This window comes from Rhodobacteraceae bacterium M385 (assembly GCA_025141835.1).
Lineage (GTDB): Bacteria > Pseudomonadota > Alphaproteobacteria > Rhodobacterales > Rhodobacteraceae > Gymnodinialimonas.
In genome coordinates this window covers 3,295,109-3,318,541 of the sequence record CP081102.1, presented here as the reverse complement: position 1 = coordinate 3,318,541, position 23,433 = coordinate 3,295,109, and the positions used below count along the sequence as shown (strand labels likewise).

Annotated in this window: 23 protein-coding genes and 1 tRNA gene; 19 read left to right on the top strand and 5 right to left on the bottom strand. The window is 60.3% G+C overall.

Annotated elements, in window-relative coordinates; all coding sequences use genetic code 11:
* Window positions 1–13: 13 nt before the first annotated feature.
* Genes K3728_16255 through K3728_16240 form a run of 4 tightly spaced genes read left to right on the top strand, consistent with a single transcriptional unit; the run spans window position 14 to window position 4,170 of the window.
* Complete coding sequence (locus tag K3728_16255; protein ID UWQ95217.1) at window positions 14–802, top strand: transporter substrate-binding domain-containing protein; 789 nt, start codon at window positions 14–16, stop codon at window positions 800–802.
* Between the two features lie 42 nt (window positions 803–844).
* Window positions 845–1,642, top strand: a complete 798-nt coding sequence (locus K3728_16250; protein ID UWQ95216.1) for an amino acid ABC transporter permease — start codon at window positions 845–847, stop codon at window positions 1,640–1,642.
* 50 nt (window positions 1,643–1,692) lie between these two features.
* Window positions 1,693–3,711 carry a M3 family metallopeptidase gene (locus K3728_16245; protein UWQ95215.1) on the top strand — a complete coding sequence of 673 codons (2,019 nt, stop codon included), beginning with the start codon at window positions 1,693–1,695 and terminating at the stop codon, window positions 3,709–3,711.
* Window positions 3,712–3,759: 48 nt separating this feature from the next.
* A complete protein-coding gene (locus K3728_16240) occupies window positions 3,760–4,170 on the top strand; it encodes a hypothetical protein (GenBank protein UWQ95214.1) in 411 nt (136 codons plus the stop codon).
* A 6-nt stretch (window positions 4,171–4,176) separates the two neighbouring features.
* Here the strand turns inward: K3728_16240 and K3728_16235 are convergent, their stop codons facing one another.
* The gene (locus tag K3728_16235; protein UWQ95213.1) at window positions 4,177–4,710 is read right to left on the bottom strand and encodes a hypothetical protein; all 534 of its coding nucleotides are present in this window, start codon (window positions 4,708–4,710) and stop codon (window positions 4,177–4,179) included.
* Between the two features lie 135 nt (window positions 4,711–4,845).
* On the opposite strand from K3728_16235, the gene K3728_16230 reads away from it, so the two are divergent.
* The 11 genes from K3728_16230 (at window position 4,846) to K3728_16180 (ending at window position 17,656) form a co-directional block, all read left to right on the top strand.
* On the top strand, window positions 4,846–5,832 hold the full coding sequence (locus tag K3728_16230) for a D-glycerate dehydrogenase (GenBank protein UWQ95212.1): 987 nt from the start codon (window positions 4,846–4,848) through the stop codon (window positions 5,830–5,832).
* Between the two features lie 116 nt (window positions 5,833–5,948).
* Window positions 5,949–6,797, top strand: a complete 849-nt coding sequence (locus K3728_16225) for a hypothetical protein (GenBank protein UWQ97594.1) — start codon at window positions 5,949–5,951, stop codon at window positions 6,795–6,797.
* Between the two features lie 115 nt (window positions 6,798–6,912).
* Window positions 6,913–7,230 carry a QacE family quaternary ammonium compound efflux SMR transporter gene (locus K3728_16220; GenBank protein ID UWQ95211.1) on the top strand — a complete coding sequence of 106 codons (318 nt, stop codon included), beginning with the start codon at window positions 6,913–6,915 and terminating at the stop codon, window positions 7,228–7,230.
* Between the two features lie 137 nt (window positions 7,231–7,367).
* The gene (locus tag K3728_16215) at window positions 7,368–10,271 is read left to right on the top strand and encodes a monovalent cation/H+ antiporter subunit A (protein UWQ95210.1); all 2,904 of its coding nucleotides are present in this window, start codon (window positions 7,368–7,370) and stop codon (window positions 10,269–10,271) included.
* 1 nt (window position 10,272) lies between these two features.
* A complete protein-coding gene (locus tag K3728_16210) occupies window positions 10,273–10,629 on the top strand; it encodes a Na+/H+ antiporter subunit C (GenBank protein ID UWQ95209.1) in 357 nt (118 codons plus the stop codon).
* Window positions 10,626–12,173: a monovalent cation/H+ antiporter subunit D gene (locus tag K3728_16205; protein ID UWQ95208.1), complete on the top strand. Its 1,548-nt coding sequence runs from the start codon at window positions 10,626–10,628 to the stop codon at window positions 12,171–12,173. Before K3728_16210 ends, K3728_16205 begins: the two co-directional genes overlap by 4 nt.
* A gap of 1 nt (window position 12,174) precedes the next feature.
* A complete protein-coding gene (locus K3728_16200) occupies window positions 12,175–12,675 on the top strand; it encodes a Na+/H+ antiporter subunit E (GenBank protein UWQ95207.1) in 501 nt (166 codons plus the stop codon).
* Complete coding sequence (locus tag K3728_16195) at window positions 12,675–12,959, top strand: K+/H+ antiporter subunit F (protein ID UWQ95206.1); 285 nt, start codon at window positions 12,675–12,677, stop codon at window positions 12,957–12,959. The genes K3728_16200 and K3728_16195 overlap by 1 nt, the downstream gene beginning before the upstream one ends.
* Entirely contained in the window at window positions 12,956–13,321 is a 366-nt protein-coding gene (mnhG, locus tag K3728_16190; protein UWQ95205.1) for a monovalent cation/H(+) antiporter subunit G, read from the top strand. Before K3728_16195 ends, mnhG begins: the two co-directional genes overlap by 4 nt.
* 247 nt (window positions 13,322–13,568) lie before the next feature.
* Window positions 13,569–14,606: an efflux RND transporter periplasmic adaptor subunit gene (locus K3728_16185; protein UWQ95204.1), complete on the top strand. Its 1,038-nt coding sequence runs from the start codon at window positions 13,569–13,571 to the stop codon at window positions 14,604–14,606.
* Between the two features lie 8 nt (window positions 14,607–14,614).
* A complete protein-coding gene (locus tag K3728_16180) occupies window positions 14,615–17,656 on the top strand; it encodes an efflux RND transporter permease subunit (GenBank protein UWQ95203.1) in 3,042 nt (1,013 codons plus the stop codon).
* A 50-nt stretch (window positions 17,657–17,706) separates the two neighbouring features.
* Here the strand turns inward: K3728_16180 and K3728_16175 are convergent, their stop codons facing one another.
* The 4 genes from K3728_16175 to K3728_16160 are packed head-to-tail and all read right to left on the bottom strand — an operon-like array spanning window position 17,707 to window position 21,636.
* Window positions 17,707–18,438: a peptidase gene (locus tag K3728_16175; protein UWQ95202.1), complete on the bottom strand. Its 732-nt coding sequence runs from the start codon at window positions 18,436–18,438 to the stop codon at window positions 17,707–17,709.
* A gap of 33 nt (window positions 18,439–18,471) precedes the next feature.
* Window positions 18,472–19,269, bottom strand: coding sequence for a transglutaminase family protein (locus K3728_16170; GenBank protein ID UWQ95201.1), 798 nt, complete (start codon window positions 19,267–19,269; stop codon window positions 18,472–18,474).
* Window positions 19,269–20,210, bottom strand: a complete 942-nt coding sequence (locus tag K3728_16165) for an alpha-E domain-containing protein (protein UWQ95200.1) — start codon at window positions 20,208–20,210, stop codon at window positions 19,269–19,271. The genes K3728_16170 and K3728_16165 overlap by 1 nt, the downstream gene beginning before the upstream one ends.
* A 1-nt stretch (window position 20,211) precedes the next feature.
* Window positions 20,212–21,636, bottom strand: a complete 1,425-nt coding sequence (locus K3728_16160) for a circularly permuted type 2 ATP-grasp protein (GenBank protein ID UWQ95199.1) — start codon at window positions 21,634–21,636, stop codon at window positions 20,212–20,214.
* 242 nt (window positions 21,637–21,878) lie between these two features.
* Here K3728_16160 and K3728_16155 point away from each other — a divergent pair, with 242 nt between their 5' ends.
* From K3728_16155 to K3728_16140, 4 genes are all read left to right on the top strand, one after another.
* Window positions 21,879–22,334 (top strand): GNAT family N-acetyltransferase, encoded by a 456-nt coding sequence (locus K3728_16155; GenBank protein ID UWQ95198.1) that lies wholly within the window; start codon window positions 21,879–21,881, stop codon window positions 22,332–22,334.
* 82 nt (window positions 22,335–22,416) lie between these two features.
* A tRNA-Arg gene (locus K3728_16150) sits at window positions 22,417–22,493 on the top strand.
* Between the two features lie 237 nt (window positions 22,494–22,730).
* Window positions 22,731–23,018, top strand: coding sequence for an integration host factor subunit beta (ihfB, locus tag K3728_16145; protein UWQ95197.1), 288 nt, complete (start codon window positions 22,731–22,733; stop codon window positions 23,016–23,018).
* Between the two features lie 43 nt (window positions 23,019–23,061).
* Entirely contained in the window at window positions 23,062–23,430 is a 369-nt protein-coding gene (locus K3728_16140) for a LapA family protein (GenBank protein UWQ95196.1), read from the top strand.
* Window positions 23,431–23,433: the final 3 nt, after the last annotated feature.

Here is a 23,433-nt window from a genome sequence, read left to right as displayed (position 1 = left end):
CAGGGAGCTTGCTATGACTCGTTTTATCGCCGTCGCTTTGGCCGCAATGATGCCACTGACCGCCGCCGCCGATGGGCATTTGCCCGACCTTGGCGGCCAAGAGGTCGTTGTGGTCACAGAGAACGCCTACCCGCCGTTGCAGTTTGTCGATCCAGTCTCGGGCCTTGCGATCGGCTGGGAATATGATGCGCTGGAAATCTTGGCAGAGCGTCTGAACTTCACCCCGGTGATCGAAAACATCAGCTGGGACGCGATGATCCCTGCGGTGGCCGGCGGCCAGTACGACATGGGCATGACGGGTATCACCATCCGCGAAGATCGTGACGAACTTGTCGATTTCTCAATGCCTTACATGGTTAGCCAGATGCGTATGTTGGTGGCCGCTGATGAAACGCGCTTCACCGATGCGGAAAGCTTTGCTGCCAATGACGACCTGTTGATCGGCACGCAAGCGGGCACGACGCCGTTCTATGTGGGCGTCTATGACGTGCTGGATGGCGATGAGGCGAACCCTCGTCTTGTGCTGTTGGAAACCATTCCGGGCGCGATTCAGGCTCTGCTGACAGGCGATGTGGATATGGTGCTGGCCGATAGCGCGGGCGGACAGGGTTACGTCAGCGCCAACCCTGACCAGCTTCAAATGATCGGAGAGCCTTTGGGCACCGAGGAGTTTGGCTTCATCTTCCCCAACGATAGTGAGCTGACTGCCGCCATCAACGCAGGCATAGCCAGCATGCGAGAGGACGGCACCTTGGCCGAATTGGACCACCGCTGGTTCGTTGACTACGCGCTTGGCCAATAACACCTTTTTGGCGCGCCGGGCCCTACTGGCGCGCCGCTTCTGATGATGTCCCCCTCCCCCCAAGATGATGACTTCCCGTGGTGGCTGGTCGCGCTGGCGGCCTTTGGCCTCTACGCGCTGTGGCAACTCCTAAGCAGCGACATCTATTGGCAGGTGTTCAGCACTTTGCAGCGGGGCGTTCTGATAACAGTGACCGTGACCCTCGTGGGCTTTGCCTTGGCAAGTGCTGCGGGTTTGGGGCTGGCGTTGATGAGCCTGTCGCGCCACCTGATCCTGCGCCAGATCGCGCGACTTTATATCGAGATCGTGCGCGGCGTGCCGATCATCGTGCTGTTGCTTTATGTGGCCTTCGTCTTCGCGCCCGGGATCGTGGCCGGATATAACTGGCTGGCCGATAGCATCGGTATGGACACGATCCGCACAAGAGATTTTCCGCTGTTGTGGCGGGCGGTTATCGCGTTGGCCATCGGCTATTCTGCCTTCATAGCAGAGGTGTTTCGTGCCGGATTGCAATCGGTTGATCCTGGCCAGATCGAAGCCGCGAATGCGTTAGGCTTGAACCGTTGGAACCGCTTCCGCCATATCATTTTCCCGCAGGCGATCCGCACGATCTTGCCGCCTTTGGGCAATGATTTCGTGGCTATGGTGAAGGATAGCTCGCTCGTGTCGGTTCTTGGGGTGTTGGACGTCACACAACTGGGCAAGGTCATTGCCGCGTCGAACTTCCGCTATTTTGAGACCTATAATGTTGTCGCGCTGATCTACCTGACAATCACTGTCACGCTATCGCTTCTGCTACGACGGTTGGAAAAACGGATGCGGCAGGGACATCGCCGCTAGGGGGTGTTGCCTGTCGATATCTCGCCTATGTGTAGGGAAAGGAGAATTCGATGACCAATGCGCTGCTGGAAACTTGGGACACACCGTTTGAATTGCCGCCGTTTGCGCGGATCACGGATGATGATTTTGGCCCGGCGTTAGAGGCCGCCTTGGACGAGGGGCGCGCAAAGGTACAGGCGATTGCCGAGCAGGTAGAGGCGCCAACTTTCGCCAATACAATCGACGCGCTGGAACTGGCGGACGAGACATTGGACCGCGTCGCGGGCGTGTTCTTTAACCTCGCGGGCGCCGATGCGACCCCCGCGCGAGAGGCGTTGCAGCGGGAATACGCGCCCAAGTTTGCCGCCTATTCATCGGAAATTACCAATAACGAACAACTGTTTGCCCGGATTGATGCCCTGTGGTCGCGCCGCGAGGAGCTTTCTTTAAGCGAGGAGCAGTCGCGCGTTTTGATGCTGACGCATCGGTCCTTTGTTCGCGCAGGTGCGGCGTTGAAAGGGGCGGAAGGTGAGCGGTTGACCGACGTGAAATCCCGCCTTGCGGTGTTGGGCACCGAGTTCATGCAGAACCTTCTGGCCGACGAGCGGTCTTGGTTCATGGAACTGCGAGAGGCTGACCTTGAGGGCTTGCCCGATTTCGTCGTCGATGCGGCCCGTGCGGCGGGCGAGGAGAAGGGCGCCGATGGCCCCGTTGTGACGCTATCGCGTTCGTTAATCGTGCCGTTTCTCCAGTTTTCGCCGCGCCGTGATCTGCGCGAAAAGGCCTACCGCGCGTGGGGCGCCCGCGGCGCGAATGGGGGAGAGACCGACAACCTTGGCATCGCGGCCGAGACGTTGGCCTTGCGCGAAGAACGCGCCAAGCTGTTGGGTTACAAGGATTTTGCGGCCTTCAAGCTGGAAACGGAGATGGCCGGGACCGCCGATAAGGTGCGCGACCTTTTGATGGCTGTGTGGCAACCCGCCAAGGCGCAAGCCGAGGCGGACGCGGAAAAACTGGCCAAAATGATGGCCGATGACGGCGTGAACGGCCCGTTAGAGCCGTGGGACTGGCGTTACTACTCCGAGAAACGCCGCAAGGCCGAGCATGATCTGGATGAGACGGAGTTGAAGCCTTACCTCTCGCTTGATGCGATGATCGCGGCGGCGTTTGATTGCGCCAATCGCCTGTTCGACCTGTCCTTTGCGCCGCTGGATATCCCCCTCTACCACCCCGACGCGCGAGCGTGGGAGGTGACGCGAGATGGCAAGCATATCGCTGTTTTCATTGGAGACTACTTCGCCCGTGGGTCCAAGCGTTCGGGGGCGTGGTGCTCGGCCATGCGCAGCCAGAAGAAGCTTGGCGGCGACACGCGGCCCATCGTCGTGAATGTGTGCAACTTTGCCAAGGGTGACCCGAGTTTGCTGTCGTATGACGATGCGCGGACGCTGTTTCACGAATTCGGCCATGCGCTGCATCAGATGTTGAGTGATGTCACCTATGGCTCGATCAGCGGCACCTCTGTCGCCCGGGATTTTGTGGAACTGCCAAGCCAGCTGTATGAGCATTGGCTGGAAGTCCCTGAAGTGCTTGAGAAATTCGCCGTTCATGTGGAGACGGGTGAACCGATGCCCAAGGCGTTGTTGCAGCGGCTTTTGTCGGCGCAGACCTACGACATGGGTTTCTCAACCGTGGAATATGTCGCCTCTGCCCTTGTGGATTTGGATTTCCACGATGGTAATGCCCCTGCCAACCCTATGGAATCGCAAGAGAAAACCTTGAAGGCACTGGGGATGCCCCACGCGATTGAAATGCGTCACCGGACCCCGCAATTTGCCCATGTTTTTGCGGGCGATGGTTATTCCAGCGGCTATTACAGCTACATGTGGTCCGAAGTGATGGACGCCGATGCGTTTGCCGCGTTTGAGGAAGCGGGTGGGCCGTTTGACCCTGCCTTGGCCAAGTCGTTGGAAAAGAACATTCTTTCCGCCGGCGGCAGCCAAGAGGCCGATACGCTTTACATGGCGTTCCGGGGCCGGATGCCGGGGGTGGAGGCGCTGCTGAAGGGGCGCGGATTGGACAAGGTGGGCTAAGCCAAAGGCGGCAGGGCAAGCCCCGCCCGGCGGCTTGAGGGTAGATCAATGGTATATCAATTTGCCCTCGGCCTGCTCAGCGCGGCACTGCTTGCCGCCCCGGTTTCGGCCCAAACTGACCCCTACACCGGGTTTCTGGAGGAGGTCGCCCAAGGCGACGGCGGCGCGTGTCGGGCGTTGTCTGTGCAGCACAGGATCGAGAATTGGTATGGCCCCTCTGTCGCGGATGCTTTCGCCTCGGTGGAAGAGGTCATGGCCGATGTGACGGGCGGCCCCGAATTCGCAGCGCTGGGGTGTAACCGCGCGTTCCGGCATGTTTTCCTAGACTGTTCCCAAGTGGATGATCCAACCCTGACCCATATTGTGCCAACGGGCGTCCAAGCGGCCACGGATGCAGAGAGGATCGCCTTGATGCGGCATTGTTTGGAGCGGGCAGAGGAAAGTGGTCTGAAACCCTAGGGGCGATCAGTCAAAAACCTCGCCGGGTTCAACGCCCCAAATGGCATTGGCATCGACCCAGCCCTGATAACCGCCGACCTCCATCATGCACCAGCCGGGGACGCATTCTTCCAGATGCCCGGTCACGCCCACTTCTGCGTGGGCCCGGATGGTCGAGGTGGGGTCCGGGCGCGCATAGAGCGGCAGCATGTCGGTTTCCACAATCGCGGCGCGTTCGCCGGACAAGAGCGTGTAATGCATCCAGCCACCTGCGCCGTCACGGTCCACCACACGGCGCCAATGGCCGTGCTCGGCCACGATCATCATCGGCATGTGGCGACGGGTGAACACCCAGTCGATTCGATGGCTGCGCGAGGGGCCACGCCGGGCATTGCCTTCGGTCGCGCGCATGGTGACGTAGCGGGGCAGGGGGTAGCCTGTCACAGGGCCAACGCGGCGCTCGGGCGTTGCTGCATCATCGGCGGTTTGCGCAAAGGCGGGCGTGCTGGGCGTAGCAAACACAGAGAATAGGGAAAATAGGCCGATCAGTATGATCCGCATGGGGGGCTGCCTCGATCCGATGGGGCGCGAAAGCAGCCCCTTGTTGTCCTCAATCGTTCCCGCGATCTTGCGCCTCGGGTAACGATAAGAGAGTGTCACGAGGACAGACAAAAATCCATAAGACGGAGCCGTCCCATGCCATCTACGCGTCTAAGTGTTGTCGTTACGCGACGGTTACCCGAAGCGGTCGAAACGCGGATGAGCGAATTGTTCGACGTAGAGTTGCGCGAAGAAGACCGCCCGATGACCCGAGAGGAACTGGTGGACGCGATGCGTCGGGCCGATGTTCTGGTGCCGTGCATCGCCGATAAGATCGACGGGGGCATGTTGGGGCAGGCAGGTGATCGGCTGAAACTGATCGCCAATTACGGAGCGGGGATCGACCATGTTGATGTTGCGACCGCGCGGCAGAGGGGGATTTTGGTCGCCAACACGCCGGGCGTGATGACCGATGACACCGCAGATATGGCCATGGCCCTGATCCTTGGGGTGTTGCGCCGGGTGCCGGAAGGCATGGGCGTGATGCAGGAAGGCAACTGGGCCGGATGGGCGCCGACCGCGTTCATGGGCGGTCGTGTGGGCGGGAAACGTCTAGGCATTCTGGGGATGGGCCGGATCGGCCAAGCTGTCGCCAAACGCGCAGCGGCCTTTGGGATGCAGGTGCATTACCACAACCGCCGTCGCCTGCATGAGGATGTAGAAGGCGCATTGGAGGCGACCTATTGGGAAAGCCTTGACCAGATGATCGCGCGTATGGATGTGGTCAGTGTCAACTGCCCCCACACGCCAAGCACCTTCCACCTGATGAACGCACGGCGGTTGAAGTTGATGAAGCCTGACGCGGTGATTGTGAACACGTCGCGCGGCGAGGTGATCGACGAAAACGCCCTGACACGGATGCTGCGCGCGGGCGAGATCGCGGGCGCGGGTCTGGACGTGTTTGAGAAGGGCCGAGAAGTGAACCCAAGGTTGAGAGAACTATCCAACGTGGTGCTTCTGCCCCACATGGGCAGCGCCACGCGGGAGGGACGGGCCGAGATGGGGGAGAAAGTCTTGATCAATATAAAGACGTTCGCCGATGGGCACCGCCCGCCTGATTTGGTCGTCCCGAGCATGCTATGACCGATCCGGGCGACTTTATCCGTCCCGAGCCGCCGCTACGTGCGCCAGAAATGCCCGAGGTGAGGCGCGAAGTAAGGCCCGAGTTGCGACATGAGGCGAGGCCGAAGCGCCCCGGGCTGAAGCCCGGTCTACGGTTGGTGGCGTTTGTCGCAGTCGGGTTGGTGTGCCTTTGCGTGGGCCTCTTGGACCTGTCGCGGGGCGGCGGGGTGAACCCGGCCCTCCCGCCCGCCAGAGCCGCCGCACAGGATATCGCCGTGGTCACCGCCAGTGTTTACGTGTCCCTGAGGGCGATCAACGCGGCCCTTTCGGCGGCGCAAGAGATCGAGATTGGCGCCTCCATCGGGGCGCAGGCGTCTTTGCAGCCGCTCAAGGTGTTGGAGCCGGTCGATGACACCGTTGAACGGGTCGCCGATGTGGTGTTCAGCGTGGCAGCCGGGGCAGCCTTGGTCGCCGTAGGGCTGGAGCCCGTGGCCGCGATTGGCTTGGTTGTTTTGGGCATCGGTCTGATCGGGCTGGGCTGTGCCGCTATGACAAGCGGCGCCAGCGTGGCGGCCGCCAGCCTGAGGGCAGTGCGCCTTGGGGCGGCGCTGGGCCTCGTCCTGCCGCTGGTATTCGCCGGGGGCGTTTGGCTGGGAGAGAGGGCAACGGCCCCCCAGTGGAACAGCGCGATGGCACAATTGGAAGAGGTCACCGGAGAGGCGCAGGTGTTGATCGGCGCGGGGGAAGCCGAGCTACTGGCAGAGGCCGAGGATGGCGGTTTCTTCTCGGGCTTTCTCGGCGCGGTCAGTGATGCAACGAGTTCGGTGCAAAGCTACGTGGCGGCGGCGGGGGTCTTCACGCAACAGGCCGATGCCCTGTTCAACGCGACGCTGACAATCATCGGCATCTTCGTGCTGCGCACGCTGGTATTGCCAGTCCTGCTAATGTGGTCCGTCATGGCGGTGCTACGCAAAAGTGTGGGCTAGCGCGCGGATTGACCCTCAGAAAATCCGGGCGTAGCGATTGCCCATAGGCCCGCCTGGACGACCCGGCATTGAGAGGCGTGTGAAGTCAGGACGACCTGAGTGACAGGAGGTTGAAATGGCGTGGGTATATCTACTTACTGCTGGTGCATTGGAAATCGTCTGGGCGACGGGCCTGAAGAGGCTTGGCGACAGTTTCTCTTGGTGGGGCGTTCTGATCACGGCTGTGGCCTTGGTCGCCAGTATGGTGGCACTTTATGCGGCGACCGCCCGCTTGCCGTTGGGGATAGCCTATCCGATCTGGACGGGCATCGGGTCGGTGGGCTCTGTTATCGTGAGCGTCGTGATCTTCCACCAATCCATGAGCATTTATGGCGTGGTGGGCGTGTTCTTGATGATCAGCGGAATGCTATTGTTGGGGGCAGAGGCGCACTAGCGAAGGCCAACACAAGGGGTGCGGGGATCAAGAAGGCGCGATCTCTGCACCATATCGCCCCTTTTGGACCCGATGTGCCCTTGCCATTCTAGGGCAGTTTTGCGCATTTTGTGTTGCCAACCAAAACAGGAAGTTTCGTGTCCCTATTCATCATCGTTGCCTTGCCATTTCTCGGTGCCTTGTTGCCGGGGATCATGAATTCAGCGGGGCGGTCTGCCTGTGCGGGTGTGACCTTCACCGTGTCCTTGGCGGCGTTTGTCGGCCTTCTGACCAACCTGCCCGCGATCATCGACGGAGAGGTCGTGACCGCGCGTATTGATTGGATGCCGGTGCTGGGGCTGAACTTCACGCTGATGCTGGACGCGCTGGGGTTCTTTTTCGCGCTGCTGATCCTTGGCATTGGCCTTCTGATCATCATCTACGCTCGCAACTACCTGAGCCGTAAGGACAATATGGGAGAGTTCTTCACCTATCTGCTGCTGTTCCAAGGCGCGATGGTGGGCATTGTCCTTAGCGACAACATCCTTCTTTTGCTGGTCTTCTGGGAGCTGACGTCATTGTCATCTTTCCTGCTTATCGGTTTTTGGAAGCACCTGCCCGAGGGTCGCCAAGGGGCCAGAATGGCCCTGACGGTGACGGGTACCGGCGGGCTGGCGATGATCGGCGGTATGCTCATTCTGGGCCAGATTGCGGGCAGCTACGACCTGAGCGTGATCCTGCAAAACCGAGAACTTATTCAGGCCGACCCCCTGTATCTGCCGGCGCTGATCCTGATCCTGTTGGGCTGCTTCACCAAATCCGCGCAGTTCCCGTTCCACTTCTGGTTGCCTCACGCGATGGCTGCGCCGACACCGGTGTCGGCCTATCTGCACTCGGCCACGATGGTCAAAGCGGGCATCTTTCTTATGGCCCGCATGTGGCCCGTTTTGGCGGGCACGCCGGAATGGTTTGCGATTGTGACCACAGCGGGGATCGTCACCATGGTCCTCGGCGCGGTGATCGCGCTGTTCAAGCACGACCTGAAAGCGCTGCTGGCGTTTTCCACGGTCAGCCATCTGGGCCTGATTACCATGCTTTTGGGCACCGGAACGGCCTTTGGGGCCATGGCGGCCGTGTTCCACATCCTGAACCACGCCACCTTCAAGGCCGCGCTGTTCATGTCGGCGGGGATCATCGACCACGAGACAAACACCCGCGACATTCGCCGTTTGGGCGGGTTGCGAAAGCTGATGCCGGTGACCTTTGTGATCGCCACGCTGGCGGCCTTGTCGATGGCGGGTATCCCGCTGCTCAACGGATTTCTGTCGAAAGAGATGATGCTAGAGGAAGCCAGCCACACGACCCTATATGGCACGCCTTGGCTCGTGCCTGCCTTGGCAACCGTGGGCTCGCTTTTCTCGGCCGCTTATTGCTTCCGCCTGATCGGCCATGTGTTCTTTGGCCCGGTACGTGATGATTACCCCGCCCACCCCCATGATCCGCCTGCGGGCATGTGGTTGCCGCCTGCGACCCTTGTGGTGCTGGTCGTGGCCATTGGCGTTGCGCCGTTTCTGGTAGAGCCCTTCGTGAAGCTCGTCACCGGGGCGCTCATCGGCTCTGCCGCCGAGATGCCGAGCGCGCATCTGCAAATCTGGCATGGCCTGACCCCGGCGCTTTACATGTCTATCGTCGCCGTCACCGGGGGCCTGTTGATGCTGGCGCTGTTCCGTCCCGCCTTGCGCCTGTGGGATGCCGCCCCCCGGCCCGAAGCCAAAACCATCTTTGAGGCCATCGTAGAGGCCGCCGCCGCTGCTGCCCGCCTGTTGATCCTGCCGCTGCACAACGGGGCATTCACTCGCTACGCGGCCATCGGCACCGTGGCGATCTTGGCAGTGGGCTTCCACGCATGGACCACGGGGACAATCGCAGAGGCCACCCGCGAGATACAAAATGCGGGTCCGGTGCCCATTGCCGGGTGGTTGATGTTGGTGACCGCGACCGTGGCGTTGGTGTTGTTGCACCGCAATCGCCTGCTGTCGCTGATCCTGATTGGGATTGTGGGCTTGATGGTCTCTGTCGGGTTCGTGTTCTTCAGTGCGCCTGACCTTGCGATGACGCAATTCACCGTCGAGGTCGTGACGATCATCTTGCTGCTGCTGGCGCTCAACTTCCTGCCCAACCGGACGCCGATAGAAAGCACCTTGCTGCGCCGGGTCCGCGATGCGGGCGTGGCGATTGCGGGCGGCTTGGCCACATTCGCGCTGGCCTATCACTATTTGCTGCGCGATGCGGTCACGACGCCGATCTCGGAATTCCATCTGGCCAATTCCTACGAGGGCGGTGGCGGCACCAATGTGGTGAACGTGATCCTGGTCGATTTCCGAGGCTTTGATACCTACGGAGAGATCATCGTTCTGGGCATTGCGGCGCTGTTGATCTACGCGCTGACGGAAACGCTGCTGAGCGGCCCGGTGAGGGCGCGGTTGTTGAACCGTCTGCCAAGCCACCCCATTGCGGGCGATGCCCATCCAATGATGATGGTGGTCCTGACACGGGTCATCATGCCGGTGGTGATGATGGTCGGTTTCTACATCTTCCTGCGCGGCCATAACGAGCCGGGCGGCGGGTTCATTGCCGGTCTGATCGTGTCCATCGGCGTGGTGATGCAATACATGGCCAGCGGTTTCGCCTGGACCTCGGCCCGGTTGAAGTATCCGTATCACGGGGTCATCGGGGCGGGCGTGTTGATTGCCGGGCTGACCGGGATCGGGGCGTGGTTCTTTGGCAAGCCGTTCCTGACCTCGGATTTCACCTATATCCGCATCCCGCCGTTCGACGAGTTTGAGGTCGCCACCGCCGCCCTGTTCGATCTTGGCGTGTTTCTGGCCGTGGTCGGCGCGGTAATGCTGTCGCTTGAAAGCTTCTCGCGCCTTGCGCGGCGGACCCATGTGCCAGATAGCGAGCATCCGATGGACATCGACCCGTCAAGAGAGGCCGACGTGGAACCGGCCCCGCCAACGCCGACGCCTGTTGGCCAGATACCTGCGAAGGGGGACCTGTAAGATGGAATTTCTTGTCGCCTCAGCCATTGGCATTTTGACAGCGGGCGGTCTTTACCTTGTCCTGCGTCTGCGCACTTTTCCGGTCATCATGGGCATGTCCCTGCTGACCTATGCGGTGAACGTATTCATCTTCGCCTCGGGCCGCCTGACAACCGGCGCCCCCCCCATTCTGCGCTACGGGGTCGAGACCTATACCGACCCGCTGCCCCAAGCCTTGGTTCTGACGGCCATCGTGATTTCCTTCGGGATGACCGCCGTGGTGGTGATGATCGCCTTGGGCGGATTTCTCGGCTCGGACGACGACCACGTAGATGACCAGCCCGAGACGGGCACTAAACCGGCGGAAACCGAAGTATGACTCACTGGATTATCGCCCCCGTCGTTTTGCCGGCCATCCTTGCGCCGTTCATCGTGCTGGCGGCCCGCTACCATATTGGCATTCAGCGTGTCCTGTCCGTGGCGGGCGTGCTGACCCTGATCGCGGTGTCCTTGGGCCTGTCGATACAGGCCTCGGACGGTAGCATTTTGCTGTATCAGCTTGGCGATTGGGCTGCGCCCTTCGGCATTGTGTTGGTGGGCGACAGCCTATCGACGACGATGGTGCTGCTCACCGCCGTTCTGGCGCTATGCGTGCTGCTCTACGCCATCGGCTCGGGGTGGGATAAGCGCGGTTGGCACTTCCACGCGCTGTTCCAGTTCCAGCTTATGGGCATCATGGGCGCGTTTCTGACCGGGGATTTGTTCAACCTGTTCGTGTTCTTCGAGGTGTTGCTGATCGCCTCCTACGGGTTGATGATCCACGCGGGCGGCAACGAGAGACTGCGGGCGGGGGTGCAATATGTGCTGTTCAACCTGATCGGCTCGACCCTGTTTCTGTTCGCTCTGGGCTCCATCTACGCCGAGACGGGGACGCTCAACATGGCGGATCTGGCCAACCGTGTGACGCTGATCGGGCCCGAGGAAACCGTGGGTATCCGCGTGGCGGCGGTGCTGCTTTTGATGGTCTTTGCGATCAAGGCAGCGCTGGTGCCGCTGCATTTCTGGTTGCCCTCCAGCTACGCCGAGGCGCCTGCCCCGGTGGCGGCGTTGTTTGCGATCATGACGAAGGTGGGCGCCTATGCGATCATCCGCGTCTACACGATGATCTTCCCGCCAGAGCTGGAAGTCACAAGCGGGTTGCACGACGTCTGGCTGCTGCCCGCAGCACTGGTGTCGCTGGCCCTTGGAATGGTGGGTGTTCTGGCGGCCAAGCGGCTGGACCGTTTGGTGGCGTACTCGGTTATCGGGTCGATGGGGATGGTGATGATCTCTATCGCGCTGTTCACCCCGGAAGGCATCGCCTCGGCGCTGTATTACATCGTGCATTCGACCTTGGCGGGGGCGGCCTTGTTCCTGATCTCGGACCTTGTGCGCAGCGGGCGCGGCAACGTGGATTTGACGGTGCAACCGGCCATGACCGGAACGTCGCTGACGGCGGGCCTTTTCTTTGTGGGCGCGATCGCCATGGCGGGCCTGCCGCCCCTGTCGGGCTTTCTGGGCAAGTTGCTGGTGCTGGACGCGGCCTATGACACCGATTTGATGGTGTGGATTTGGGCGATTGTTCTGGGATCGAGCCTGATAAGCATTGTCGGGTTCTCTCGCGCCGGTAGCATCCTGTTCTGGAAGGCGCACAGCGTCACCGCGCCGGAAGAGGCCGAGGTTTTGCCCCGCCCTGAAACCCTGTCTTACGTGGCGGTGGGGGGGCTGATCGCGTTGCTGGTGGCCCACACCGTCTTTGCCGGCCAAGTGCACGGCTACACCACCCGCATGGCCGCGCAATTGTTCGCCCCCGGTCCCTATATCTCGACCGTGTTGGACACGCCGGGCCGGTTGAGCACCCCGTCGTCGGAAGAGGAGCACTGATATGGCCCGCGCATTCTACTGGTTGGTGCCGCACCCGTTCCTGACCCTGCTATTGGCGGTTGTCTGGATCATTTTGCAGAACGAGGTGTCGGCAGGCATGGCCGTGTTTGGCCTGATCCTTGGCATCCTGATCCCATGGGCCACGTCGATCTGGTGGCCGGACACGCCGAAGGGCTTCCGCTTGGGCAAGATGACCTCTTACGCGGTGATCGTGTTGTGGGATATCCTGGTGGCCAACGTCCAGGTCGCCTGGATTGTGCTGAGCGTTCCAAACGCCAAGCTGAAGCCCGCATGGATTGTGGTGCCGCTGGACCTGCGCCTGCCCGAGGCGATTACGCTTCTGGCGGGAACGATCACGCTGACGCCCGGCACGGTATCGGCAGATATCTCGGACGAGGGGCATAGCCTGCTGGTCCATGTGCTGCACACCGATGATCCGGACGCCGTTAGAGATGATATCAAGAACCGCTACGAGCGCCGCCTGAAGGAGATATTCTCGTGATGAGTGCAGAGGGACTTTTGGACATCGCCCTTGGCGTGACCTTCGTGACGCTGGTGCTGGGGCAGGTGCTGTCGATGGTGCGGTTGATCATTGGACCCACGCCGGGCGACCGGATTTTGGCCCTTGATACGATGGTCATCAACGCGCTGGGGTTGGTTATCATTCTGGGTGTCCACCAAGGCGTGCAAATCTACTTCGAGGTGGCTTTGCTGATTGCCATGCTCGGTTTCGTGTCCACCGTGGCCTTGGCGCGGTTTCTGTTGCGGGGGGACATCATCGAATGAGCGTGCAGATTATCGCCACCTACGCCGCCGCCGTGACCTTGTTCATTGGCTCGTTCTTTATTTTGGTGGGCGTCATCGGCCTGTTGAAGTTCAACGGCCCCATGACCCGCCTTCATGCGCCTACCAAAGTGGGGACGGTGGGGATTGGGATGTTGCTTTTGGCCTCGATCCTGCATTCCTTCGCCTTGGGCGAGGCATCGTCCCACGAGCTGTTGATTATGGCTTTCCTCTTCGTGACTGCACCGATTTCGGCCAATTTCATCGCGAAAGTCAGCATCCATAACCGGTCGTGCGACACGCCCCCTGCGCCGCCCCGCGATGATACATGGTCCACCCTGGACGCCCCGAAAACCGACGCCTGAGCCTCGGCTGCACCGTTGTCTTGCGCCTAAAGATTGGGCTGCCCTAGGGGCAGCTCTTTTCCGATGTCGGCCTTGAATGCGCCTTGCAGACAACGCTTTGTACAGGGGCGCACTTTTCTGTGCGCAGATGGGGGATTTCTGGTGGCTACCCTCTTGATATTGAGCGGTGAAGCGCCGACTTCACCACGATAATTTTCAAGAACACCGAGCTCGGTGCCGGTGCGTGCTCAGCCCTAAGGAGAGACTCATGTTCACCAAGTTCAGCGCCGCAACGGTGCTTTGCCTCATGTTGTCGTCCCTTCCCACTTTGGCCGACGCGCCCTTCGTGCGATTGGAAACAGTCACTGTTGGTGACGCCGAAGTGCGGCGCGTGTTCTTCGGGCGGGTTGTCGCGCGCGAAACGGTGGATCTGGCGTTCCAAGCCGGGGGGCAGATCGTTGATTTCCCGGTAGAGGAAGGGGCCTTCGTGCCCGCCGATGATGTCGTGGCAATGTTGGATCAGGTGCCGTTCGAGCTGGCCTTGGAAGAAGCGCAGGTGCAACACGAGCAAGCCCTGCGCACGGTCACAAGGTTGCGCGCGCTATTGGGCAGCGCCGTGAGCGAAACCGCCGTGCAAGACGCAGAGACAGAGCTGAACCTGGCGGAACTGGCGGTGCGCAACGCAGAGCGCGCCCTGTCACAAGCCACGCTGCATTCGCCGTTTGACGCCTTGGTGGCGGCCCGCTTGGTGCCCAACTTCTCGACCGTGGGAAGCGGCACGGCGGTTTTGCGGATGCACGATATGTCGGACCTGCGGGTGGAAATCGACGTGCCGGAAACGCTGTTTCAGCGGGCGGGCCAAGACCCGGATGTGTCTTTCGCAGTCCAGTTCCCCTCGGGCGAGGAAAGCTATGAATTCGACATCCGGGAGGTCAACGCAGAGACCGCCTCAATCGGGCAGACCTACACCATCACCTTGGGCCGCGAGCCATTGGAAGGCCTGTCCATCTGGCCCGGATCATCGGCAACGGTTGTGGCAGTTCTGGGCACCAGCGACGGGCGCATAGAGATTCCCGCATCGGCGGTTGTGGTGGAAAACGACGGCAGCGCCAGCGTTGTCGTGTTCACCCCCACGGGCGCATCGGCGGGTACAGTTGCGAGAACTCCGGTTGAAATCATCCCTACCGACAACGGCCGCGTTCAGGTGATCGACGGGCTGGAGCCGGGCCAAGAGATCGTGACGATTGCCGGAGGCCAGCTTGCCGATGGCGCCGAAGTGCGGCGCTTTGTTGGCTTCGAGGAATAGGTCGGATCATGGATATCGCACGTTTCTCGATTGATCGGCCCATCTACACATGGATCGTCATGTTGATCTGCCTGATCGGCGGCATTTGGGGTTTCGCCAATCTGGGGCGGCTGGAAGACCCTGCCTTCACGATCAAGACCGCGATTGTGGTCACGCAATACCCCGGCGCCTCGGCGGAAGAAGTGGCGCTAGAGGTCTCGGAAGCGATTGAGTCCGAGATCCAGAGCATGGGCGAGGTGGATGACATCGTCACCATGAACCAGCCCGGCCTATCGTGGATCGTGGTCAACATGGGAAACCAATATGACGGCACCGAATTGCCGGCCATCTGGACAGACCTGCGTAACCGTGTCGCCGATGCTGCCCTGCCAAGTGGCGCGTCCGAGCCGTTTGTGAACGACAATTTCGGCGACGTGTTTGGCCTTTATTTCGCGGTAACGGCGGAAGGCTACACCGACGCCGAGGTCAACGACATCGCCGCTTTCCTGCGCCGCGAATTGCTGGCTGTGGACGGGGTGGCCGATGTGTCGCTATCGGGTCTGCCCAATGAGGTCATCTATGTGGAGCCTGATCTGGCCCTGACCACGACCCTTGGCATCCCCCCTGCCGCCATGCAGGCCGCCATTGCGGGGGCAGACGAAATCGTGGACGGCGGCACCCTGCAATCGACCGAGGGGCGCACGCTTATTCAGCGGCCCCAAGGGTCCGACACCGTGTCTGAAATCGCGACGCTGTCGGTGGGTGTCGGCGGAGAGATCATCAACCTGACCGACGTGGCAGAGGTCTTCCGCGCCCGAGAAGCTGCGCCGAACCTGATCGTGCGCCACAACGGGACCGAGGCCTTCACCCTTGGCGTTGCCGGGATTTCGACCGAGAACATCGTCGAAGTAGGCCACCGCGTCGATGCGCGTTTGGCTGAGTTGGAAAGCGTCATTCCTTTGGGCGTTTCGGTCGAGCCCGTCTACCAGCAACACATCGTCGTGGAAGAGGCGTCCAACGCCTTTCTTGTGAACCTGTTGATGTCTGTCACCATCGTTGTGGTGGTTCTGGCGGTGTTCATGGGGTGGCGGGCCGCTGTGGTTGTGGGCAGCACTCTTTTGCTGACCGTGGTGGGCACGCTGTTCTTCATGATGCTGTACTCCATCGAGATGGAGCGGATTTCTCTGGGCGCGTTGATTATCGCCATGGGGATGCTGGTCGATAACGCCATCGTCGTGGCGGAAGGGATGCAGATCGCGATGAAGGGCGGCAAGTCATCGCGCGATGCCGCAACAGAGGCGGCCAGCAAAACGCAAATCCCGCTGTTGGGGGCCACCGTGATCGGGATCATGGCCTTTGCTGGGATCGGGTTAAGCCCTGACGCGACGGGAGAGTTCCTGTTCTCCCTATTCGCGGTGATCGCCATTTCGCTGCTGCTGTCTTGGGTGCTGGCCCTTACCGCCACGCCACTTTTGGGACATTACTTCTTCAAACAAGGCACCGGCGAAGGAGAAGGCGGCTACGACGGCGCCTTGTTCCGGGGCTATGCTGCGGTGCTCCGGGTCTGCCTGAAATTCCGCTGGATTGTTGTCGCGACACTGATTGTCACCACGGTCGCGTGTTACGCGATGTTCGGGCAGATCCGGCAACAGTTCTTCCCAGACAGCAACACGCCGCTTTACTTCGTGCATTACCAATTGCCGCAAGGGGCCTCGATCCAACAAACGACCGAGGACATGGCAGTGCTGGAAGATTGGTTGAGCGAGCGTGAAGAGGTTGAGGCGGTGACGTCCTTCTCCGGGATGGGCGCGTCACGCTTCATGCTGACCTATGACAGCGAAGACCCGAACCCGAGCTATGGCCACCTGATCGTGCGGGTCACATCGCTGGACGTGATCGAAGAAGAAATGAACGTGCTAGAGGCCTTCGCCGCCGATGCCGTGCCCCAAGGGGAATTCCGTGTCATGCGGCTGGCCTTCGGGCCGGGTGGCGGCGCGCCGATCGAGGTGCGTTTCCTTGGCCGTGATCCAGACGTTCTGCGCGATCTGGCGGATGAGGCGATGGCAAGGATGGTCAGCGCGTCCGACAACATCATCTCGCCGCGCCACGATTGGCGAGAGCGTGAATTGGTGCTGCGCCCGGTCTATGCCGAAGACCGTGCCCAGGATGCGGGTATCTCGCGATCTGAAATCACCGAGATGATGCAATTCGCAAGCGAAGGGCTTTCTGCCGGGACGTTCCGCGAAGGGGACCGCCAAATCCCCATCGTTCTGCGCGGCCCGCAAGACGGCAGCATCGCCCTGACCGATTACCTTCTGTATTCGGACAGCGGCAACGGTTTTGTACCGATGCATCAGGTCATCGACGGTTTCACCTTCGAGCCGCAGGATACGCTGGTGCATCGCCGGGACCGGGCCAATGTCATCACTGTGGGGGCCGATATCCCGCGCGATATGACGGCAAGTGAAGTGCAGGTGGAGGTGCAGGCGATCATCGACGAAATGACCCTACCCGAAGGCTACACGATGGAATGGGGCGGGGAACTTGAAAGCTCCTCCGATGCGCAGGCATCCCTTGCAGGTCAGCTGCCGTTCAGCCTGATCGTGATGGTCCTGATCTCGGTCCTGTTGTTCAACGCCTTGCGCCAGCCGATCATCATCTGGCTACTGGTGCCAATGGCCGTGAACGGGGTCAGCCTTGGCTTGTTGGGGGCGGGTTTGCCCTTCACCTTCACGGCGTTGCTGGGGCTGCTGTCCCTGTCGGGGATGTTGATCAAGAACGGCATCGTCTTGGTGGAAGAGATCGACCTGACCCGAGAAGCGAAGCCGGACATGCCTTTGACCGAAGCGATTGTCGAAGCCTCTACATCGCGTTTGCGGCCGGTGTTCCTGGCGGCGGCCACAACTATCCTTGGGATGCTGCCGCTGATCTCGGACGCGTTCTTCCAGTCGATGGCAGTGACGATCATGGGTGGGTTGGCGTTTGCCTCGGTGCTGACAATGATCGCGGCGCCGGTTTTCTACTTCCTGTTCTTCAAACGCGCGGATCAACGGGCGCGTTTGGCAGGGTAGCGATGTAATCAAAGGCCCCTCCGGCGGTCAGCCGGGGGGCTTTGGGGATCTCAGAGTTTGTAGGTCGGCAACACGTTAAACGCATCGCGCAGGGCATCACCCCAACCGTCCGAAATCTGCTGATAAATCGGGTCATCCGCGGTGATCCGCTTCGTGCGGCCCACGGTGAAACTGTCATTCTCATAGACCTGAAGATCAAACGGGAGACCGACGGAGAGGTTGGATTTCACCGTGGAATCGAAGGACACCAGAAGCAGCTTGATGGCGTCGTCGAATTCCATCGCCGCATCATAGACACGCACTAGGATCGGCTTGCCGTATTTGGTTTCGCCAATCTGGAAGAACGGCGTGTCATCGGTGATCTCGATGAAGTTCCCTTCGGGGTAGATCATAAAGACCGTGGGCTTGCCGCCCTTGATCTGTCCCGCAACGATGATCGACGCGCCGAACTGATCCTCGGACGTTTGCCCGGATGCAGAGGAGGTGGTGATCACCTCGCGCAGGGTCGCCCCGACCAGCCGCGCCACCTGAAACATCGTGGGTTCTTGCAAGATGCTGGGATCGCGTTCTTGTTCCGAGACAGAGCGTTCTTCCAGCAAGCTGATCATGGATTGCGTCGTGGCAAGGTTGCCCGCGGTCATGATGGTAATCGCCCGTTCGCCGGGGACTTCCCAAGTGAACATCTTCTTGCTGACGGCAAAATTATCGACGCCCGCGCTGGTGCGCGTGTCCGACATCAGGACCAACCCGCGGTCCAGTCGCATTCCGATACAATAAGTCATGTGGCTCTACGTTTTGAAGGGTGCGATTCCTGTCTACTGTTGGACTTGTAAAGATACCATAAGCGTTTCATCGCTTGACCCAAGGCGCAGCCCCTCAATCGGGGCGGCATCACGGGCGTCGCGGCCCACGGCGATGCGGACATATTTTTCATCCGGGGACACGCCGTTGGACACGTCAAACCCAACCCAGCCAATCTTGTCCACATAGACCTCGGCCCAGGCGTGGGTGGCTTCCTGAACGATCTGATCGTTAATCATCAGGTAGCCGCTGACATAGCGGGCCGGAAGGCCAGACTGGCGGGCGGCGGCGACGAAGATCTGCGAATGGTCCTGACACACGCCGTTTTCGCCTTGCAGCGCCTCTTCGGCGGTCGTGTCCACGGCTGTCGCGCCCGACTTGTAGGGCAGCGCCTCGAGGATCGTGGCGGAAAGCGCGTGCAGCGCGGGAAGTTGCGCGTCGGGCTCGGGCGGGATGCGGGGCAGGGCGGCAATCGCCGCACCCGGCATCGTTAAGACTGTGGGCTGGCGGAAATGCCAAAGCGGTGCGCGGCCATGAACGGGGCCAAACACGCCCGTGTCATTCAGGGTTGTGACATGTCCGCTGGCCGTGATGCGAAGGACTTGCTCACCGGGCGTAATGCTGACCAGATCAACGTGATTGCCGTGGTGGTCTTTGTAGCTCGCCTCGATCTTACCGCCGGAAACATCAAGCGACCAATCCGCCAGCGATTGCATGGCAGAGGCCAACGGGCGCAACCGCACTTTTTGCAGCGCGTAGTCCACCGGGGCGCTATAGGCGTATTCGGTTGTGTGGGTGATGCTAAGGTCCATTATGCCGAGAACCTATAGTCCAACTCGATCTGTTGTGCGAGGCCCGCTGTCTTGTCGATCAGCGTGCGGACGAATTCGTGCAAGCCTTCCTCGAAGATAGAGTCGATGTCGCGGTTCACCAAACGGGCATAAAGAACGTTCGCCATCTCATGGGATTCAGGCGATGCGCCGTAGTTCTCGCCCAGTTTTTGCAGGCTTTTAACAACCTTTCCGGCACTGAAGGCCAAGGCGCGCGGCATGCGACGGTCCAGTATCAGGAATTCGGCGATGGTGGAGGCGTTGAAATCTTCCTCAACCGCCCACCGGAAAGACCGATGCGCTGACACCGACCGCAGCATGGTTTCCCATTGCACGTTATCCAGGCGACTTCCCACGAAGGACGGCGCGGGCAGAAGCGAGTAATATTTCACGTCGATGATCCGCGCGGTGTTGTCCATCCGTTCGATAAAAGTGCCAAGGCGGCAGAAGTCGTAGACGTCGTTGCGCAACATGGTGCCGTGCAACGCCCCACGCACCAACCCCGACTGCTGGCGGATCGTGGCCAGAATGGCGGGCAATTCCGTTTGTGGAATTTCATCCTTCAGCAGTTCGGTGAACAACATCCACGACTCGTTTACCGCCGACCAGACTTCAGTCGTCAGGGCGGTGCGGACCAGTCGCGCGTTGTCACGGGCCGACTTGATGATCGACAGCACAGAGCTGGGATTTGTCGGTTCGCGCAACAGGAAGTTAACCACCTGCGCACTATCGTAGCCGTCGTTAATTGCCTCATAGGCTTGCTGCGCGGCCAGCGTTTGAATGACCGAGCGCCATTCGGCCTCGGCGTTATTGGAGCGGGTCAATGCGATCCGAAAGCCCGCTTCAATCAAACGCGCTGTATTTTCGGCCCGTTCCAAAGACCGGAACATCCAGTAAAGACCACCTGCGGTTTTTCCCAACATATCAGTCTTCCAATACCCAAGTGTCTTTGGTGCCGCCGCCTTGGCTGGAGTTCACCACCAAAGAGCCTTCGGTCAATGCCACGCGGGTCAACCCGCCGGGCGTGATGTCCACCCCCTTGGGCGAGACCAGCGCGAAGGGGCGCAGATCGACGTGGCGCGGCGCAAGGCCGCTTTCGGTGAAGATCGGCACCGTCGACAGCGACAGCGTCGGCTGCGCGATGTAATTGCCGGGGCGCGCGCGCAGTTTGTCGGCAAAATCCGACAGCTCTTTCTTGCTGGCAGCGGGGCCGACCAACATGCCGTAGCCCCCTGAGCCGTGAACCTCTTTCACCACCAGATCAGCGAGGTTGTCCAAGACGTATTTCAAACTCTCCGGCTCCGAGCATCGGAAGGTCTGGACGTTCTTCAGGATCGGTGGCTCTCCGGTGTAGAAGCGTATGATATCAGGGATATAGCTATAAACGGCCTTGTCATCAGCGACGCCCGTGCCGGGGGCGTTTGCGATGGTGATATTGCCCGCGCGATACACATCCATGATGCCGGGAACCCCCAACATAGACGCAGGGTTGAAGGTGAGCGGGTCCAGATATTCATCGTCCACACGGCGGTAGATCACGTCGATCTTGCGATACCCTTTGGTGGTGCGCATGGCGATATGGCCATCGACCACCCGCAGGTCATGGCCTTCGACAAGCTCCACCCCCATCTGGTCGGCCAGAAAGCTGTGTTCAAAATACGCAGAGTTGTGAATCCCCGGCGTCAGGATCACCACGCAGGGCCGCCCGGTGCAGCCTTTGGGCGCCGAGGCCTCAAGCGAGCGGCGCAGGTTCTTGGGGTAGTCGCTGACCGGCTGCACCCGGATGCTGCTGAACAGCTCGGGGAACATTTGCAGCATGGTTTCGCGGTTTTCCAGCATATAGCTGACGCCCGAAGGGGTGCGGGCGTTGTCTTCGAGGACGAAGAAATCATCCTCTCCGGTGCGGACAATGTCGGTGCCAACGATATGGGTGAACACATCGCCGGGGGGGCTGAAGTCCATCATCTGCGGCAAGAACGCGTCATTCTGGGCGATAAGCTGGGTCGGGATAACCCCCGCCCGCAGAATTTCCTGGCGGTTGTAGATATCGTGGAGAAAGGCGTTGATCGCGTAGACGCGCTGCTCGATCCCTTTTGAGAGTTTGGTCCATTCCCGCGATGATATAATGCGCGGCACCAGATCAAACGGGATCAGCCGTTCCTCGGCATCTTGTTGTCCGTAAACGTTGAACGTGATGCCGGTGCGGCGAAAGAAGGCCTCGGCCTCTTGCGATTTGGTGGCGAGCCGGGCGTTGTTCTGGCCGGCAAACCAAGCATCGTATTTGGTGTAGGGGCTGCGCGGCGTGGCGCCGGCATACATCTCGCTGAAGTGCGGTAGTGGTTTGTCCATTCGTTAACGCTAGCGGTTTTGGCCCTTAATGCAACGTGATGCGGCGCGGGAGTTCTTTCACATCAACTATTCGCCCAAAATATAGACAATGATGGGATGGCTGTGGCCTAGTTTGCCATTCCTTAACGCAAAACGCGCCCAGACCGATCGCGAACCACGCAAAGACCGCTTGATTGCCACTCGGCGGTCCCGTCACAATCAGCCACAGGACGAAAATAGACGAACAACCCAAAGGTGCAGTCATGCAGATCACGATTTGCGCAGCGGACGACCCGGCTTTGCGCCCGTTGATTGCGCATCATCAAGCCCACGGCGCGGGCGATTACCCCGACGAAAGCCAACACAACATGAACGGCGCGACCCTTGCCGCCGAAGGGGTGCGCTTGTTTGTGGGCAGGTTGGACGGCGAACCAGTCGCAATGGGGGGCTGGAAACGGTTTGGAGACACCGCGGCAGAGCTGAAGTCCATGCATGTTCTAGAGGCCGCGAGAGGGCAAGGCGCAGGCCAGAAAATCGTGCAAGCGATTGTGGCGGACGCGACAGCAGCGGGATGCACGGCGATCTATCTGGAGACCGGCAGCCTCCCGCCTCATGCAGCGGCACGGCGCTTGTATGAACGCGCCGGGTTCACCTATTGCCCGCCCTTTGGCGGCTACGGTGAAGACCCGAACTCTGTCTTCATGATGCGTGCGCTTTAGGTCTGAATTCCAAGCCCATTCGAAATTTGTCGTGCGCCACCTCTTCCCGGCCCCGGCCAGAGGCGCTACACCGCGCCGTAGCGGGCCCATAGCTCAACTGGATAGAGCAGCCGACTTCTAATCGGCAGGTTGAGGGTTCGAGTCCTTCTGGGCCCGCCACTCCCCCCTAAGTTCAGCGAAAACCCGCCCGAATCGGGTGTTGGGCCCGGTGATTATTGAGACCGCTCAGCTGAGGTAAGCGACCCAAGCCCGGCGAAATCATGCTTGGAAACAGGCATTTGGCAGGGGCTTGCCCTAGAAAAGGGTGGCTTTAGAGTATTCACTAAGTGGTGAATGTGAGTATAGTGCCAGCTAATCGGCACTGCCACGCCGCGAATGATCCTTGGGGGATGATCCATGATACGATCCGAATTGATTCAGAAGCTTTCTGATGAAAACCCACACCTTTTTCAACGTGACGTTGAACGGATTGTTAATTCGATCTTCGAAGAAGTGATTGATGCCTTGGCCGCCGGTGACCGGGTTGAGTTGCGCGGCTTTGGCGCTTTTTCGGTGAAAAAGCGAGACGCCCGCATCGGTCGTAATCCGCGCACGGGCGAAAGTGTCTCGGTTGAGGAAAAGCATGTGCCTTTCTTCAAGGCCGGGAAACTGCTACGCGACAGGCTGAACGGTCACGAAAGCTAGGTGCGGCGGTCCTTGGTGGCCGTAAAGGCCCAAGGGGGATGCTTTGAAAATTCTGCGGTTTATTAAACTTCTGTTCTTGGCGTTGGTTTTGCTGGCGCTGGTTTTCCTGTTTTTTGCCAACAATGATCCGGTCACGCTGAACCTGATGCCCGACGTGATGGCGAACGCTTTGCGGATGCCCAACGAGCTGACACTGCCCCTGTTCTTGGTGGTCACGGGCGCGTTGGCGGTCGGGATCGTGGTGGGCTTCGTGCTGGAATGGCTGCGGGAGCATCGCTTCCGGGCCGAGGCCAAGACACAACGCCGCGAAGCAACACGGTTGGAACAAGAAGTGGCCGCGATGAAGGGCCGCAAAGGCGACAGCCAGGACGATGTGCTGGCGATCCTAGAAGACGCCGACGCTGCGCGTTGAACT

Excerpts from the sequence above, each read along its gene's own strand:
- ihfB (UWQ95197.1), top strand. The coding sequence starts at position 22,731 with ATGATACGATCCGAATTGATTCAGAAGCTTTCTGATGAAAACCCACAC.
- K3728_16230 (UWQ95212.1), top strand. The coding sequence starts at position 4,846 with ATGCCATCTACGCGTCTAAGTGTTGTCGTTACGCGACGGTTACCCGAA.
- K3728_16165 (UWQ95200.1), bottom strand. The coding sequence starts at position 20,210 with ATGTTGGGAAAAACCGCAGGTGGTCTTTACTGGATGTTCCGGTCTTTG.
- mnhG (UWQ95205.1), top strand. The coding sequence starts at position 12,956 with ATGAGCGTGCAGATTATCGCCACCTACGCCGCCGCCGTGACCTTGTTC.
- K3728_16220 (UWQ95211.1), top strand. The coding sequence starts at position 6,913 with ATGGCGTGGGTATATCTACTTACTGCTGGTGCATTGGAAATCGTCTGG.
- K3728_16235 (UWQ95213.1), bottom strand. The coding sequence starts at position 4,710 with ATGCGGATCATACTGATCGGCCTATTTTCCCTATTCTCTGTGTTTGCT.
- K3728_16180 (UWQ95203.1), top strand. The coding sequence starts at position 14,615 with ATGGATATCGCACGTTTCTCGATTGATCGGCCCATCTACACATGGATC.
- K3728_16160 (UWQ95199.1), bottom strand. The coding sequence starts at position 21,636 with ATGGACAAACCACTACCGCACTTCAGCGAGATGTATGCCGGCGCCACG.
- K3728_16205 (UWQ95208.1), top strand. The coding sequence starts at position 10,626 with ATGACTCACTGGATTATCGCCCCCGTCGTTTTGCCGGCCATCCTTGCG.
- K3728_16195 (UWQ95206.1), top strand. The coding sequence starts at position 12,675 with ATGAGTGCAGAGGGACTTTTGGACATCGCCCTTGGCGTGACCTTCGTG.
- K3728_16210 (UWQ95209.1), top strand. The coding sequence starts at position 10,273 with ATGGAATTTCTTGTCGCCTCAGCCATTGGCATTTTGACAGCGGGCGGT.
- K3728_16200 (UWQ95207.1), top strand. The coding sequence starts at position 12,175 with ATGGCCCGCGCATTCTACTGGTTGGTGCCGCACCCGTTCCTGACCCTG.
- K3728_16255 (UWQ95217.1), top strand. The coding sequence starts at position 14 with ATGACTCGTTTTATCGCCGTCGCTTTGGCCGCAATGATGCCACTGACC.
- K3728_16245 (UWQ95215.1), top strand. The coding sequence starts at position 1,693 with ATGACCAATGCGCTGCTGGAAACTTGGGACACACCGTTTGAATTGCCG.
- K3728_16170 (UWQ95201.1), bottom strand. The coding sequence starts at position 19,269 with ATGGACCTTAGCATCACCCACACAACCGAATACGCCTATAGCGCCCCG.
- K3728_16155 (UWQ95198.1), top strand. The coding sequence starts at position 21,879 with ATGCAGATCACGATTTGCGCAGCGGACGACCCGGCTTTGCGCCCGTTG.
- K3728_16175 (UWQ95202.1), bottom strand. The coding sequence starts at position 18,438 with ATGACTTATTGTATCGGAATGCGACTGGACCGCGGGTTGGTCCTGATG.
- K3728_16240 (UWQ95214.1), top strand. The coding sequence starts at position 3,760 with ATGGTATATCAATTTGCCCTCGGCCTGCTCAGCGCGGCACTGCTTGCC.
- K3728_16185 (UWQ95204.1), top strand. The coding sequence starts at position 13,569 with ATGTTCACCAAGTTCAGCGCCGCAACGGTGCTTTGCCTCATGTTGTCG.
- K3728_16250 (UWQ95216.1), top strand. The coding sequence starts at position 845 with ATGATGTCCCCCTCCCCCCAAGATGATGACTTCCCGTGGTGGCTGGTC.